Annotated in this window: 17 protein-coding genes; 4 read left to right on the top strand and 13 right to left on the bottom strand. The window is 66.1% G+C overall.

Annotated features, from left to right (window positions below):
• A partial coding sequence (locus AB7F11_RS20255; RefSeq protein ID WP_428300812.1) for a beta strand repeat-containing protein occupies positions 1 to 2,306 on the top strand: 2,306 nt, incomplete at its 5' end.
• Between the two features lie 1,060 nt (positions 2,307 to 3,366).
• On the opposite strand, the gene AB7F11_RS20250 is transcribed toward AB7F11_RS20255, so the two are convergent.
• From AB7F11_RS20250 to rpsP, 6 genes are all read right to left on the bottom strand, one after another.
• Positions 3,367 to 4,296, bottom strand: coding sequence for a CobD/CbiB family protein (locus AB7F11_RS20250; RefSeq protein ID WP_428291636.1), 930 nt, complete (start codon positions 4,294 to 4,296; stop codon positions 3,367 to 3,369).
• A gap of 38 nt (positions 4,297 to 4,334) precedes the next feature.
• On the bottom strand, positions 4,335 to 5,018 hold the full coding sequence (locus AB7F11_RS20245; RefSeq protein WP_428291635.1) for a CoA pyrophosphatase: 684 nt from the start codon (positions 5,016 to 5,018) through the stop codon (positions 4,335 to 4,337).
• 71 nt (positions 5,019 to 5,089) lie between these two features.
• Positions 5,090 to 5,446, bottom strand: a complete 357-nt coding sequence (gene rplS / locus AB7F11_RS20240; RefSeq protein ID WP_086123134.1) for a 50S ribosomal protein L19 — start codon at positions 5,444 to 5,446, stop codon at positions 5,090 to 5,092.
• Between the two features lie 142 nt (positions 5,447 to 5,588).
• Positions 5,589 to 6,365: a tRNA (guanosine(37)-N1)-methyltransferase TrmD gene (trmD, locus tag AB7F11_RS20235; protein WP_428291634.1), complete on the bottom strand. Its 777-nt coding sequence runs from the start codon at positions 6,363 to 6,365 to the stop codon at positions 5,589 to 5,591.
• A 53-nt stretch (positions 6,366 to 6,418) separates the two neighbouring features.
• Positions 6,419 to 7,018 carry a ribosome maturation factor RimM gene (gene rimM / locus AB7F11_RS20230; protein WP_428291633.1) on the bottom strand — a complete coding sequence of 200 codons (600 nt, stop codon included), beginning with the start codon at positions 7,016 to 7,018 and terminating at the stop codon, positions 6,419 to 6,421.
• A gap of 16 nt (positions 7,019 to 7,034) precedes the next feature.
• Entirely contained in the window at positions 7,035 to 7,292 is a 258-nt protein-coding gene (gene rpsP, locus AB7F11_RS20225) for a 30S ribosomal protein S16 (protein WP_428291632.1), read from the bottom strand.
• A gap of 175 nt (positions 7,293 to 7,467) precedes the next feature.
• Between rpsP and AB7F11_RS20220 the strand changes: the two genes are divergently transcribed.
• Positions 7,468 to 7,998, top strand: a complete 531-nt coding sequence (locus AB7F11_RS20220; RefSeq protein ID WP_428291631.1) for an N-acetyltransferase family protein — start codon at positions 7,468 to 7,470, stop codon at positions 7,996 to 7,998.
• Positions 7,995 to 8,453 (top strand): TM2 domain-containing protein, encoded by a 459-nt coding sequence (locus AB7F11_RS20215; protein WP_428291630.1) that lies wholly within the window; start codon positions 7,995 to 7,997, stop codon positions 8,451 to 8,453. The genes AB7F11_RS20220 and AB7F11_RS20215 overlap by 4 nt, the downstream gene beginning before the upstream one ends.
• Positions 8,454 to 8,457: 4 nt before the next feature.
• Here the strand turns inward: AB7F11_RS20215 and AB7F11_RS20210 are convergent, their stop codons facing one another.
• Genes AB7F11_RS20210 through AB7F11_RS20185 form a run of 6 tightly spaced genes read right to left on the bottom strand, consistent with a single transcriptional unit; the run spans position 8,458 to position 12,634 of the window.
• Positions 8,458 to 9,414: an AEC family transporter gene (locus AB7F11_RS20210; protein ID WP_428291629.1), complete on the bottom strand. Its 957-nt coding sequence runs from the start codon at positions 9,412 to 9,414 to the stop codon at positions 8,458 to 8,460.
• A 13-nt stretch (positions 9,415 to 9,427) separates the two neighbouring features.
• On the bottom strand, positions 9,428 to 9,973 hold the full coding sequence (locus AB7F11_RS20205) for a DUF3299 domain-containing protein (RefSeq protein ID WP_428291628.1): 546 nt from the start codon (positions 9,971 to 9,973) through the stop codon (positions 9,428 to 9,430).
• 21 nt (positions 9,974 to 9,994) lie between these two features.
• Positions 9,995 to 10,237 (bottom strand): hypothetical protein, encoded by a 243-nt coding sequence (locus AB7F11_RS20200; protein ID WP_428291627.1) that lies wholly within the window; start codon positions 10,235 to 10,237, stop codon positions 9,995 to 9,997.
• A gap of 5 nt (positions 10,238 to 10,242) precedes the next feature.
• Entirely contained in the window at positions 10,243 to 11,469 is a 1,227-nt protein-coding gene (locus AB7F11_RS20195) for an FtsX-like permease family protein (protein ID WP_428291626.1), read from the bottom strand.
• Complete coding sequence (locus AB7F11_RS20190) at positions 11,466 to 12,125, bottom strand: ABC transporter ATP-binding protein (protein ID WP_428299821.1); 660 nt, start codon at positions 12,123 to 12,125, stop codon at positions 11,466 to 11,468. Before AB7F11_RS20190 ends, AB7F11_RS20195 begins: the two co-directional genes overlap by 4 nt.
• Positions 12,122 to 12,634 (bottom strand): Fur family transcriptional regulator, encoded by a 513-nt coding sequence (locus AB7F11_RS20185; protein ID WP_428299820.1) that lies wholly within the window; start codon positions 12,632 to 12,634, stop codon positions 12,122 to 12,124. The genes AB7F11_RS20190 and AB7F11_RS20185 overlap by 4 nt, the downstream gene beginning before the upstream one ends.
• A 126-nt stretch (positions 12,635 to 12,760) precedes the next feature.
• Between AB7F11_RS20185 and AB7F11_RS20180 the strand changes: the two genes are divergently transcribed.
• Positions 12,761 to 13,069 (top strand): hypothetical protein, encoded by a 309-nt coding sequence (locus tag AB7F11_RS20180; protein ID WP_428299819.1) that lies wholly within the window; start codon positions 12,761 to 12,763, stop codon positions 13,067 to 13,069.
• Here AB7F11_RS20180 and msrA read toward each other — a convergent pair.
• The gene (gene msrA, locus AB7F11_RS20175) at positions 13,050 to 13,586 is read right to left on the bottom strand and encodes a peptide-methionine (S)-S-oxide reductase MsrA (RefSeq protein WP_428299818.1); all 537 of its coding nucleotides are present in this window, start codon (positions 13,584 to 13,586) and stop codon (positions 13,050 to 13,052) included. The two genes, AB7F11_RS20180 and msrA, sit on opposite strands and share 20 nt — an antisense overlap.
• Between the last annotated feature and the right edge of the window lie 585 nt (positions 13,587 to 14,171).

Genomic DNA, 14,171 nt, shown 5'->3' with positions numbered 1-14,171 from the left:
CCACGGGCGGGAACTACAGCATCGACACCAATCTGGCGGTGGGCAACTACAAGGTGCGCGCCATCGCCACCGACCTGGCGGGGAATGTCAGCGCGGCCTCGGGCGCCACGGAGGTGACGGTGATTCCGCCGGCGCTGGGGTTTGTGATCAATGGGCAGTCGGCTGGCAATGCCAGCGGCTGGTCCGTTGCCTCCGCCGGCGATGTGAACGGCGACGGCCTGGCCGACCTGATTGTGGGGGCTTACTTGAGCGACCCAGGGGGCAAGTTGAGTGCCGGTCGCAGCTACGTGGTGCTCGGCAAGGCCGATGGCACGGCGATCAATTTGTCGCAGATGGCCAGCGGCACGGGCGGCTTCGTGATCAACGGACAATCAGCAGGAGACGAAAGCGGCATTTACGTCGCTACCGCCGGCGACGTGAACGGCGACGGCCTGGCCGACCTGATCGTGGGGGCCCGCTATGCAGACCCTGCGGGCAAGTTGAGTGCCGGCCGCAGCTACGTGGTGTTCGGCCAGACGGGCGGCACCGCCGTGGAGCTCTCGGCCATTGCCGCTGGCAGCACAGGTGGCTTCGTGATCAACGGGCAGTCAGCAGGAGACGAAAGCGGCATTTCTGTCTCCTCCGCCGGCGACGTCAACGGCGACGGCCTGGCCGACCTGATCGTGGGAGGGCGCTATGCAGACCCTGCGGACAAGTTGAGTGCCGGGCGCAGCTACGTGGTGTTCGGCCAGACGGGCGGCACCGCCGTGGAGCTCTCGGCCATTGCCGCTGGCGGCACGGACGGCTTTGTGATCAACGGGCAGGCAGCGGGGGACGCCAGCGGCCATTCCGTCTCTTCCGCTGGCGACGTGAACGGCGACGGCCTGGCCGATCTGATTGTGGGGGCGTTTGGGGCAGATGGAAATGCCGGGCGCAGCTACGTGGTGTTCGGCAAGACGGGCGGCACCGCCGTGGAGCTCTCGGGCATTACCGCAGGCGACACGGACGGCTTTGCGATCAACAGACAGTCAGCGGGAGACCGAAGCGGCTGGTCCGTTTCCTCCGCCGGCGACGTGAACGGCGACGGCCTGGCCGACCTCATCGTGGGGGCACGCTTTGGCGACCCAGCAACACGCACCGACGCCGGGCGCAGCTACGTGGTGTTCGGCAAAACGGGCGGCACGGCGGTGGAACTCTCCACCATTGCCGCGGGCAGCACGGGGGGCTTCGTGATCAACGGACAGGCAGCGTCGGACGAAAGCGGCTGGTCCGTCTCCTCCGCCGGTGACGTGAACGGCGACGGCCTGGCCGACCTGATCGTGGGCGCGCGCCTGAGCGACCCCACGACGGGTGGCTCCAATGCTGGACGCAGCTACGTGGTGTTCGGCAAGACGGGCGGCACGGCGGTGGAGCTCTCGGCCATCGAAGCCGGCACCGGCGGCGGCTTTGTGATCAACGGGCAGTCAGCGGGGGACCAAAGCGGCGCTTCCGTCTCCGCCGCCGGCGACGTGAACGGCGACGGCCTGGCCGACCTGATCGTGGGGGCCTACGCAAGCGACCCCGCAACGGATCGCCAAGATGCCGGCCGCAGCTACGTCATCTTCGGCAAGACCGGCTTCGACGCCGTGAACCTGGGCGACGTGGCCCTGGGTGGCGAAGCCGCCCTGCCCTTTGACTTTGCCGGCACCAGCGACCCAGACACCTGGAGCGGCACCAGCGCCAGCGAAACCGCCCTGGGCGGCGCAGGCGATGACACCCTCACCGGCAACGGCGGCGCCGACGTGCTCTACGGCGGGGCCGGCAACGACACCCTGGTGCTCAACGCCGACAACATCGCCCACCTCTCCCAAGGCCTCACCGATGGCCGCCTGGCCCGCGTGGACGGCGGCGGCGGCATCGACACCCTGGCCGTGGCCGGTGCAGGCGTCACCCTGGACCTCACCCAGATCGCGAACCAGGCCGCCGGCGACCCCGAGACCGGCAGCCGCATCGCCAGCATCGAGAAGATCAACCTCAGCGGCACTGGCAACAACACCCTGACCCTCTCGGTGGGCGACGTGCTCGACATGGCGGGCATGAACCAGTTCAACACCACCAACGGCTGGAGCAATGTGACCGGCACCGCCCTGGGCACCCAGGTGCAGCGCCACCAGCTGGTGATCGACGGTGATGCGGACGATAGCGTCACCTCCAGCGGCTGGACCGACACCGGTGGCACCGTGAGTGACGGCGTGCAAACCTATGCGGTCTACAACAGCAGTACGGCCAGCACGCTGGCGCAGCTGCTGGTGGATGTGGACATCAACCGCACGGCGGTGGTGATGTGAGCCACACCCAGATTCTTTCTTTCAATTCAGGATGGAGGCGGTAAAGCAAATGTTATCGGGACGAGAAAATGGTCGACAGCCCGCTGTGGCACCGTTGCAAGAAGGTCTGTTGGGAGATCGCCCGCTGACTCCAGACGGATCCGCGGGTGGTTCTGAAAGCGATGGTCGTCTGGCGGGGAGCGCAGACGCAGAGGCACCCAACGGGTGGAACCTGTCGGCCAGTACAGCGGGTGCATCAGACGTTTCTGATGCACCTGATACCTCTGATGCGCAGAGCATTCGCCCGCAGAGCCCGGAGCTCGTGGGCGGGTTGATGCGTCTTCTGGACAGGGAGGAAGCGCAGGGGTCGGGGCTGGGACAGGCCGTACGGTCCGTTGCTGCTTCAGCGGCGACGTTGCCCCAGGTACCGTTCGTGCCGCCGCTCGAACTTGGTGGGCTGCGCCATGGTGCACCCCCGGCGCCCGCCACGCACCTGCCTGGCGTGCAGCCCCTGGCCGACAGCCCTGCGGGGCACCGGCGCCGCGCCAATGCGCTGGGGCACTCGGATTGGCGAGGTGTGATGGAGCAGCTTGCCGCACAGCGATTGGCGTCCGCTGCAGGCGCTCCTGGGTTGGGCGAACTGGGTGCGATATCGTCCACGGTGTACCCGTCCCTACGCCCCGGAGCGGCGGGCCGAGCCCGTGGCCCGGGGTCGGTCCCTTCATTGCCGCTGGACCCATTGCCCGCGCTGTCCCAGGGCCCGCGTGGCCGAGTGGCGCAGGTGGCGCAGGTGGCGCAAGGAGGTGAGGCGGGCAGTCCGTCGCAGGCTCGAGGTTCGGTGGGAGGTGGTTCCCGTGGGGCAGATCAGGCGTCTGGGCCTTCTCTGCCGCCCGTCGCCAGGTCTGCACGCGCATCGGGTCCTGGCCTTGGCGGTCCGTCCTGATCGGAATGATGGCAGCAACGTCGCGCTGACCACAGGCGCAGCAGGGTGTGGTGTGTTCGGTGATGCGCCAACGATTGCCAACCACCACCGTTGCTTCAGGCCCCGGGGTCGGGCCTGCCCCATGGCGAATGACCGCGCCTAAAGCCCAGCCAGCGTGAGCAGGGCGAGCAGCAGCATCCAGAGCACAACAGCCCGCCAGACCAATCCCACCACACTGCCCAGGTGGGCCAGTTGCGGCTCGGGCCGGTTGCCGGGATCACCCTCCTCTGGCAGTGCCAGCGCATCGGGCTGCGGTGCCAGGCGCACGTTGATGGCGCCAGAGGTGGCGGCCAACACCACGCCATCGCTGCCGGGCGCGAAACGCTCGGCGTCACCCCGCCAACTCGCCACCGCCTCTTCGAAATTGCCGACGATGGCAAAGCCGAGTGCGGTCAGGCGCGCGGGAATGTGATCTATCCAGCCCCATGCCTTTTCGGCAGCAGACTGCAGCGCCACGCTGGGCGTGCCGTCAGGGCGCGCACGCCAGTTGCGTGAAAGGTACTCGGCCAGGCGATAGAACACGGCACCCGAAGGCCCCAGGCCCACGGCCCAGAACACGACGAAGCACACCAGCACACCAAACACATGGCGATGTGCCGCCAGCACCGAATGCTCGATCACCTGGCGCAGCAACTCGGTGCGCGGCAGGGTGGAAGCGTCCACGCGAAGCCAGTGTGCAAGCTTCTCCCGAGCAGCAATGTCGTTGCCTTCTTCCAGCGCCTGGCGGATTTCGCTGAAGTGGTGGCTGAACTGGCGAAAGCCCAGCGTGACGTAAAGGATGCACACCACCCACACGAAGGCCAACACCGAGCTGAATTGCCACAACCCCCAGTAGACCGAGCCCGCCAGCAGCGAGGGCACGCCTACAGCAAGCAGCCAGGCCACCCAGCCATGGGACGACTGACCCGCATCGAGATTTCGCCGCACCGTGCGCGCCCAGGCGCGCAGACCAGCATGAACAGGATTGTCAAAGGCCAGAGGACGCGCCTGTTCCAGCAGCAAGGCAATGAGGATGGCGAAAAAACTCATGGCGCCATCATAGTGGCGGCCTCGATCTCACCGCCTCTTCACGCGGTCAGCAGGCGATAGAAGTTGCGCAGCATGCCGGCGGTGGCGCCCCAGATGAAACGCTCGCGGTCGCCGTCCTGGTACGGCATGGAATACCACTCGCGCACGACACCCTCGAAATCGTGCGCGTGGCGCCGGTGGTGCAAGGGGTTCATGAGATAGGCCAATGGCACTTCAAATACGTCATCCACCTCGTGCGGATTCGGAACCAGCTGGAAGCCGGGCTGCACCAAACCGACCACTGGCGTGACGATGAAAGCCGTACCGGTGACGTACTCGGGCAAAGTGCCCAGCACCTCCACACGTTCCGGCTCCAGGCCAATCTCCTCATGCGCTTCTCGCAACGCGGCGGCGGTGGCATCGGCGTCTTCCGGGTCGAGCTTGCCGCCGGGCAAGGCCACCTGGCCTGCATGGGTAGACATGCGGGTGGTGCGTTGGGTCAGGATCAGCGTGAGTTCGTCGCGCATCACCAGTGGCAACAACACCGCTGCATGCGCCGGCGCGCGATCGCCGAACTTGCGCTCCCGGTGCAATTCGGGCGCCCATACCGGAGGATGCGCAAACAGCTCCCGCAAGCCAGCAGGCGTGAGGCGATGGGCTTGCGCGGGATGCAGGATTTCGTCGGGAGCGTCCGCCAGGATGGGAACGAGACGGGGATCGAAGGCGGGCAGGAGCTGGGTCATGGGAACGCAAGCATAGGCTGAACGCAAAAAAGCCGCTCCAAGGAGCGGCTTTTCTGGGTCTGGCGGGAGGCTTACGCGCCCAGCTTTTCGCGGATGCGGGCCGACTTGCCGCTGCGCTCGCGCAGGTAGTACAGCTTGGCACGGCGCACGGCGCCACGGCGCTTGACTTCGATCTTGGCGATCAGCGGGCTGTACAGCGGGAAGGTGCGTTCCACGCCTTCGCCGTTGGAGATCTTGCGCACGATGAAGCTGGAGTTGAGGCCGCGGTTGCGGCGGGCCACCACCACGCCTTCGTAGGCCTGCACGCGCTTGCGGGTGCCTTCGATCACGTTCACGCTGACGATCACGGTGTCGCCAGGGGCGAACGGCGGGATCACTTTGCCAAGGCGAGCAATTTCTTCCTGCTCGAGGGTCTGGATAAGGTTCATGATTTCCTGTTCATCGGTCATGACCGCGCTGCACTAAAGGCCGCGAATCCGGCAGGAGCCCTGTCCAACCTTCGCAGCGGGCTGCTGGGGTTGCGGGCTGGCCCGGTCGCGGCGGCCGGTCAGAGGATCGAAAAGCCCTGGATTATAGCAAGCCCTGGGAACGCAGGAAAGCATCGTCGGCGGCATCGAGCAAACCATGCGCCCGGGACCTGGCCAGGAGATCGGGGCGCTGGCGCGCGGTGATCAGCAGGCTTTGCTCGCGACGGTGCCTCGCGATGCGTTCGTGGTGCCCGCCCAGCAGCACCTCGGGCACGGTTTGTGGACCCGTCGGGCCCTGCCAGACCTCGGGACGCGTGAAGTGCGGGCTGTCGAGGAGGCCATCGAGCGCGAGGTTGAAACTGTCTTGCTGGTGGCTACCCTCATCGTTCAGCACGCCGGGTTGCAGGCGCGCCACAGCGTCGAGCAATGCCATGGCGGCGACTTCGCCCCCCGAGAGCACGAAATCGCCCAGGCTGATTTGCAGGTCCACGCAGGCGTCGATGAAGCGTTGGTCGATGCCTTCGTAGCGGCCACACACGAGCACGGCACCCTGGCTGGCAGACCAGCTCACCACCCCCGCATGGTCCAGCTTCTCTCCGACTGGCGAAAACAGAACCACCGGGGCGTGTTCTCGCTCAGGCTCGCCGCGCGCCTCGCGCACCGCCTGCAGGCAGCGCCACAGGGGCTCGGCCATCATCACCATGCCGGGGCCGCCGCCGAACGGCCGGTCGTCCACGCGCCGGTAGTTGCCTTCGGCAAAGTCGCGCGGATTCCAGAGATGCACAGCCACCTGCCCCGATTCAAAGGCGCGGCGGTTGATGCCATGCGCCAGGAATGGCTCGAACAGTTCAGGGAAGAGGGAAATGACGTCGAAGCGCATGCCGGTATTGTCGCCCCCCCTAAGCCTCTGCGCGGCCTCTCCGGAAGGTGGGATCAATAGTCCAGTTGCCAGTCGACTGTGATCTTGCGTTCGGCTTTGTCGACGTGGTCCACGTAGGCGGCCACGAACGGGATCATGCGCTCGGCAGTCTGTTGCACACCGTCCACCAGATCGGGGTACTCGAGCACCAGCACCGAGTTCGGCCCAGTGGGCATGAGGTCCCGCACCACGCCCAGATGAACACCTTCACGGTTGACCACGCTCAGGCCTATCAGGTCCACCCAGTAGTACTCGCCCTCTGGCGTGGCGGGAAAGGCGCTGCGCGGCAGGTAGATGCGCACGCCCTTCAAGGCTTCGGCGGCGTTGCGGTCGTTCACACCTTCGAGCTGGGCCACCAGGCCATCGGCGTGGGTCTTGACTTCGGCGACATCGACGCCAACGCAGCCGGAGAACGCCGAAAATCCGCGCGCGAAGCGGGCTTCGGGCGGCTGCAGGAACCAACGGGAGGAGGCAAGGAGCGCCTCGGTATCGGCGCTGTGGAGCAGGATGCGAACCCAGCCCTTGATGCCCCACGCGTCCTGAATGCGGCCCAGCTCGATGGCGTCATCGGGCAGGGACGACGCCTGGAAGGCGCCGGACGCGGGGCTGGTCACCTTCTGCGGAGAAGGATCAGGCCGTGGTGGCCGTGGCGGCGCTTTGCTTGACCAGGCGAGCCACCGTGTCGGACGGCGTGGCGCCCACGCTGGTCCAGTAGGTCAGGCGGTCCATGGCGATGCGCAGGGGTTCTTCACCGCCGCGGGCCAAAGGGTTGTAGAAGCCGATGCGCTCGATGAAGCGGCCATCGCGGCGGTTGCGCTTGTCGGCAACCACGATGTTGTAGAACGGACGGGCTTTTGCGCCGCCGCGGGAGAGTCGGATGACGACCATGATTTATCCTTCGGGTGGAGAGGTACCTCAACGGTACTTCACTGGGTTTTTCAACCCGCCTCGATCGCGGCGCCTGAGACACACGACTGACCACCCGGCCAGCGAAACGCCACGAAACCCGCGATTATAGCCCGTTCGCAGCCTATCCGGACTTTGCCACTCCTTCACCGACGCCATGCCCCTGATCCGCCCCAGCCGCGACGACGACCTCGAAGCCATCACCCGCATCTACGGCCACCACGTACTGCACGGCACTGGCACCTTCGAAACCACTCCCCCAGGCGCCGCCGAGATGGCGACCCGCCGAGCGGATGTGCTGGGCAAGGGCCTTCCCTGGCTGGTGGCCGAAGACGACGGCCAGGTCGTCGGCTTTGCGTACGGCAACTGGTTCAAGCCGCGCCCTGCCTACCGTTTTTCGGTGGAGGACTCGATCTACATGGACCCGGCGGCGCACCGCAAGGGGCTGGGTCGCGCGCTGCTGGCCGAATTGCTGGCGGTGCTCGAGCGCACCGGCACGCGCAAGGTCATGGCGGTGATCGGTGACTCCAGCAATGCCGGCTCCATTGGCGTGCACCGAGCCCTTGGCTTCGAGCTGGTGGGCGTGGTGCAATCCTGCGGCTGGAAGTTCGATCGCTGGCTCGACATCGTGATGATGCAGAAGACCCTGGGCGCGGGCGACAGCACGCCTCCGAACCTTCCCGCATGAGCGCGTACCGCAGAAACAAGACGCTGGCCGTCTGGCTCGCGTTGATTTTCGGTGTGCTCGGCCTGCACCGCTTCTACCTGCGTGGTCCTGGCGACTGGGTGGGATGGCTGCACCCCATTCCGGCAGCACTGGGCCTGTGGGGCGTGGACCGGGTTCTGCTGTACGGACAGGACGACAAGCTGTCATGGATCCTGATTCCACTGCTGGGCATGACGGTGGCTGCCAGTTGTCTCATGGCCATCGTCTACGCGCTGACGGACCGCGAGAAGTGGAACCGCCAGTTCAATCCGGGTCTGCCGGCCGATGCCAGCCCGGGCGGCACGAACTGGCTGACCATTGGTGCCCTTGTGGCGGCCCTGCTCATGGGCACCATTGCGCTGATGGGCAGCCTGGCGTTTGGCTTCCAGCGTTACTTCGAATACCAGGTGGAAGAGGCTCGAAAAATAAGCCAGTGACCGATCAGCCGATGTGCGACATGAACAGCATCACGAGACTGAGCGTGAACAGTGCGAGCACGGTGGACAGGCCCATGCTGGCCGTGGTGATTTCCCGCGCCACTTCGTAGCGCTGGGCAAACAGGAACACGTTCGCGCCGATGGGCAGCGCGGCCGCAACCACCATCACGGTCAGCGGCAGCCCGGTGATGCCCATGGCCCACGCACTGGCGCCGACCAGCACCGGCAACACAAGGTTTTTGGAGGCGCTGATCCAGAGAGCCTGCCGCAAGTGGCCCGCCATGGGCGTGCGGGCCAGCGTCACCCCCACCAACACCAGAGCGATCGGCCCGAAGGCACTGCCCAGCAATTGCAGCGGCCGGTCCACCACCGCAGGAAGTGTCCAACCGGTTTGCGCAAACAGCAGGCCGCAAAGAATGGGGAGCGGGATCGGATGGATCAATGCGCCTTTGAAGGCCGACCAGGCCGTGGCCAGCACATGTGGCGCCCGTTCACCACCCGCGCGCGCTTCTCGCGCCACTGCCAGTTCCAGCACGATGGAGCCCACGGTGAGCAGGATGAGCGCGTGAACCGACACCAGGGTGAGCAAGGTCACCACGCCGGCTTTCCCGTAGGCCAGTTCGACCAGCGTGATGCCGATCATGACCATGTTCGAGAACGTGCCGGCCAGTGCCATCACCACGCTGCCGCGGTTGAATCCACGCCAGGCGATGGAGACACCGAGCAGCGAGAGCGCGGCCAGAAAATAGGCCGCCACCGGCAGAAGGTCGAGTTGCTCGAACCGCACTGCGCTCATGGTGCGAAACAGAAGCGCCGGGATCAGGAGCAGGAAGACCAGGTTGGACAGGTCTTTGATCGAACTGTCGCGGATCCACTCGCGGCGACCGGCGAGGAAGCCGAGCGCGATCAGCAGGAAGACCGGGGTGAGGGAGGCAACGACCGGGTGTTGAGCGAAGTTCACCCGCGGATGTTACTCACTCGACCCCCACTGCCTCCGTGATGCGGTAGTACAGGCCGTACTGGTCGTTCTGCAGCACGTGGAACTTCCCTTCGACCACCACCGCCTCCAGCTGGTACTTCACCGGCTTGCGGGTGCGAACCTCCACCATGCTTTCCGGACCGCCGGGGGTGCAGAAGGAGCAGGTCAGCGGCACCGAAGCCAGCAGGAAATGGCGCTGGTTCTCGCCCGGCTCCAGCGGCATCATGAAGCCCTGCAGGCGCAATGTCTTCTGGTTCAGTGCGTTCACCGCTTCGGGGTACACCGGCACGATGCGCTTCTTCTCGACCTTGGTGGTGATGTCGGTGAGCGTGGACCACGCCACCACGTCGCTGCGCCTGGGCAAAGGGGCAAACGGGCTGAGCGGACTGTGCACGCCGGCACCCTGCCCTTGTGCAGGCAGCGCGGTCTGTGGCTGCGAAGCCGCAGCGCCGGGTGGCAGTGGGGAGCTCAGCGTCTGCGCTCCGGCGCCACCCGACAGGCAAAGGACCAACAGTGAGGCGGTGGAACGAAGCAGGGTCATGGGCGGTCAGGATCGGTGGGTTCAATGGGCGTGGCGCATGCCGCAGTATTTGCCCAGAGCCAGACCCTTGCAAGCGGCCTGGAGTTCCTGCATGCAGACTTTCTCTCCTTTGCCACTCTCCAGGCACTGGGCTGCACCCGCGTGGGCGGCTGCCATGGCGCGGTGGCGCGCGATGTCTTCCCTGGTTTCATGGTCGGTGTGTTGGGCCAGTGCGGAGGTCGCCAGCCAGGCGGTGCCAACGAGGAGCAGCAATGTCTTTTTCATGGGTTTCACCTTGAAGTGTTGAGAAGGGAAGTGACGTCAAGCCGGTAGGCACTGAGCGCCGGCAGCAGAGCCGACACCACCGCCACACCGACTGCCAGCACAGGCACCCACCCCTCGGCGGGAACCCATTGCCAACCGGAGATGGCCAGCGAATGCCGATCCATCAAGATAACGCTCAGCAGGACCGTGAGCGCATGCGCCACCAGAAGGCCCAGCGCACAGGCCAGCGCCGCAAGCCAGAGGGCCTCGCACAGCAGCAAGGCGCCGACGCGAACCGGCGGCGCGCCGAGCATGCGCAGCATCGCCAGATCGCTCCGGCGTTCGCGCACGGCGCTCCAGAGCGCAATGAACACGGAGAGTCCGGCGACCGCCAGCAGCACAGCCGTCAGACCCTGCAGCACCTGAGTGCCCACCCCCACCATACTGAGCAGGCGCGTGATTTCGAGGGCAGGCGCTGCCGCCTGCATGGGCGTCGTTTCGTTCACCAGGCGCGGAAAGCTCACCGCCGCCACGGGCGTGCGGTATCGAATCACCGCCAGGGTCACTTCACGTTCGTCTTGCAGCGCAGCCTCCAGCTCGGCGCGCTCGGCTTCGCTCATGTGCTCTTCTGCGTGCATGTCGTCGTGCACGCGCCATACCGATTCGGTGGCGGTGAGGATCAGGCGATCGAGCACGCATCCGCATTGCGCGAGCACACCGGTGACGGTGTAGGGCGTCGCGCCGTGCGAAGCTCCACCCGCGCCCAGGCCGTGCGCGCCTTCAAACGCCTGGCCCAGCCGCAGACCCGTGTGTGCGGCCACCTGCGCACCCACCACCGCTTCCAGCGGTGACTCCCAGAACCGTCCTTGAGCGAGCACCCCTCCGAGAAGCGCGGGGTACCTGTTCGAGGTGCCGACGATTCGGTAACCCTGCAGGTTGTCTCCCAGACTCAGCGGTATCAGCTCGGCCACCTGAGGGTGCCGCGCCAGTTTTTCCACCTCGGACAGCGGTATGTTCCCTGGCGGTACGTCGAGGTGGAACACGCCCGCCAGGATGAGCTGCATCGGGCTGCCCTTGGCGCCCACCACCACGTCGATGCCAGCAAGATCGCGTTCGAAGGCGCGCTCCACCTGGTCGCGTGCGATCAGCACCAGCGCCATGGCAGCCAGCCCCAGCGCGAGCAGCAGGAGGTTGAGCATGGTGGCCAAGGGGCGCGACCACAGGTACCGCCAGGACAGGCCGGCGACGTTCATGCCACGCGCTCCGGCGCCACCCGGCTCAGACACAACACCTGCGCCTGCGGCAGCGCCTGCCACACACGCGCATCGTGCGTGGCGATCACCAGCGTGGCGCCCAGGCGCGCAGCGCACTGCCGGAGCAGCCCCAGGGAGACGGCGCAGGCCTCGTCGTCCAGGCTGGCGCTGGGTTCGTCCGCGAGGATCACGCGCGGGTTCTGCAGCACGGCACGTGCCAGCGCCACACGCTGAGCCTGCCCGCCCGAGAGTTGCGCTGGCCGGCGCCTGGCCAGCGCACCGACCTCCAGCGCGTCGAGCGTGCGCGCGATGACCGCCCCGTCTGCCGGAAGGCCGCAGGCGAAGTACACCAGCGCCAGATTCTCGGCCACGGTGAGCGCTTCGCTCAGATGCAGCTTCTGAGGCAGAAAGCCCACGTTTCGCGCGCGCCAGGTGTCTCGTGCGCCAGCCGTCAACGCACCGAGTGGCTGCCCCGCCACCACGACCTCGCCTGTCGCCGAGCGGAGCAGGCCCGCCGCCAGCGCCAGCCACGTCGACTTTCCACTGCCCGAAGGCCCGCGCAGCAACAACGTGCCGCCCTGGGGCACGCTGGCATCGGGCAGCACCAGCGGCGCGGCACCCGCGTAGGCGTACGCCAGGCCCCGGGTTTCGATCATGCGGCCGGCCTGGCTTCGTTGCCCGCCGCCATGCAGGTGGCGCAGGTGCCGTGGATGGCAATGTCCAGGCGGGTGCCGCGGTGGCCCAGCCTCGCCAGCGCCTGGAACCACTCGTGGGTGACGGCCTGCGTCGTCTCCCCTGTGTCGTCCAGGGCAACCTGCCGGCGGCAAGCGTCGCATTCAAAGTGCGGCGGTGCCACCTCGTTGGCGCGCGCCGGAAGCGCCATCAGGCGGAAACGCCAGGTGCGGCTGGCATCGGCATGGCGCTGCAACACACCGCAGGCCACCAGGCGATCCAGCAGCCGGTAGAGGGTGACGCGGTTGATGTCCAGACCTCGGGCGGAAAGTGCGGCCAATGCCTGCCCGTGCGAAAGCGGGACCCCCGCCCGGGCCAGGAACAGCCCGAGCACCGCACGGGTGTTCAAGGTGCGGCGCAGGCCGGCAGCTTCCAGTCGGGACTGGATGTCGGGCGGTACACCCCTGGATTCCAGGGCAGGAGGAACGGGCATGAAGCGGGACCTTTTGCAAAGACCGGGGCATATTGCAACCATGTTGCAGGGGCGGCCATATTAACGCAATTCAGTTGCGTTAATGAGCGCTGGCTGCACTGGCGCCCCATTGCTCGGAGTCACCGATTGCCCACCCGCCATCTCTTGCTCGCCCTGTCGGTGGTGTTCGTCTGGGGCACCAATTTCGTGGTGATCCGCTGGGGCCTGAACGGCCTGCCGCGCCCGACCGCACCCTGGCGCAAGCAGACGGGCTTTGGCGTGCTGGTGCCGGTGTTCGGCATGAGCGCTTCGGCCCTCTTGCTGGGCGAACCACTGCCCATCTGGAAACTGGGTGCGGCCGCTCTGGTGATGTGCGGCCTTGCGGTCATCGTCTGCTGGCCCCTTTGGCAGGCCGCGCGAACGCGCAATCGCCAGGCTATTTCGCCAGGCGCGTGAAGGTTTTTCGGAACTTCGCGACCTTGGGCGCCGCCACCGCCATGCAATAGCCCTGGTGCGGGTTGCGCTCGAAAAAGTCCTGGTGGTAGTCCTCAGCGGGCCAGTAGTTGTCCAGCGGTTTGACCTCGGTCACGATGGGCCTGCCAAAGGCGTTGTCCCTGGTGAGCTCGTCGATCAACGCCTGCGCCACCTGCTGCTGCTCGGGCGTGGTGAAGTAGATGCCGCTTCGGTATTGCGTACCCATGTCGTTGCCCTGGCGGTTGAGGGTGGTCGGGTCGTGTACCACAAAGAAGATCTCCAGGATCTCGCGCGTGCTGATCTGCACCGGGTCGTATTCGAGACGCACCACCTCGTTGTGGCCGGTGGTCCCGGTACACACCATCTCGTAGCTGGGCTGCTTCACCTGGCCATTGCTGTAACCGGACTCGACGTCGGTGACGCCTTTGACGCCCACGTAGACCGCCTCCGTACACCAGAAGCAGCCACCACCCAGCACCAGCACCTGTTTGTCGCTCATACATTCTCCTTCGCGTTGACCCATACACCGTTCGGGCTGAGCTCGTCGAAGCCCACGCCCGAACTTCGCAAGAACCCTTCGACAAGCTCAGGGCGAACGGCTGTGATTCATCCTTCGCGTTGACCCATACACCGTTCGGGCTGAGCTTGTCGAAGCCCACGCCCGAACTTAGCAAGAACCTTTCGACAAGCTCAGGGCGAACGGCTGTGATTCATCCTTCGCGTTGACCCATAAACCGTTCGGGCTGAGCTTGTCGAAGCCCACGCCCGAACATCGCAAGAACCCTTCGACAAGCTCAGGGCGAACGGCTGTGCGGGCGCCTCGTCACTGTAGTTTGTCGCTCATACATTCATCCTTCGAGTTGACCCATACACCGTTCGGGCTGAGCTTGTCGAAGCCCGCGCCCGAACATCGCAAGAACCCTTCGACAAGCTCAGGGCGAACGGCTGTGATTCATCCTTCTCGTTGACCCATACACCTTTCGGGCTGAGCTCGTCGAAGCCCACGCCCGAACATCGCAAGAACCCTTCGACAAGCTCAGGGCGAACGGCTGTGATGCATCCTACGCGATGACCCATGCACCGT

The organism is Hydrogenophaga sp. (assembly GCF_050250835.1).
In the GTDB taxonomy this organism is placed as follows: domain Bacteria; phylum Pseudomonadota; class Gammaproteobacteria; order Burkholderiales; family Burkholderiaceae_C; genus Hydrogenophaga.
This window is presented reverse-complemented; position numbering and strand designations above follow the sequence as displayed.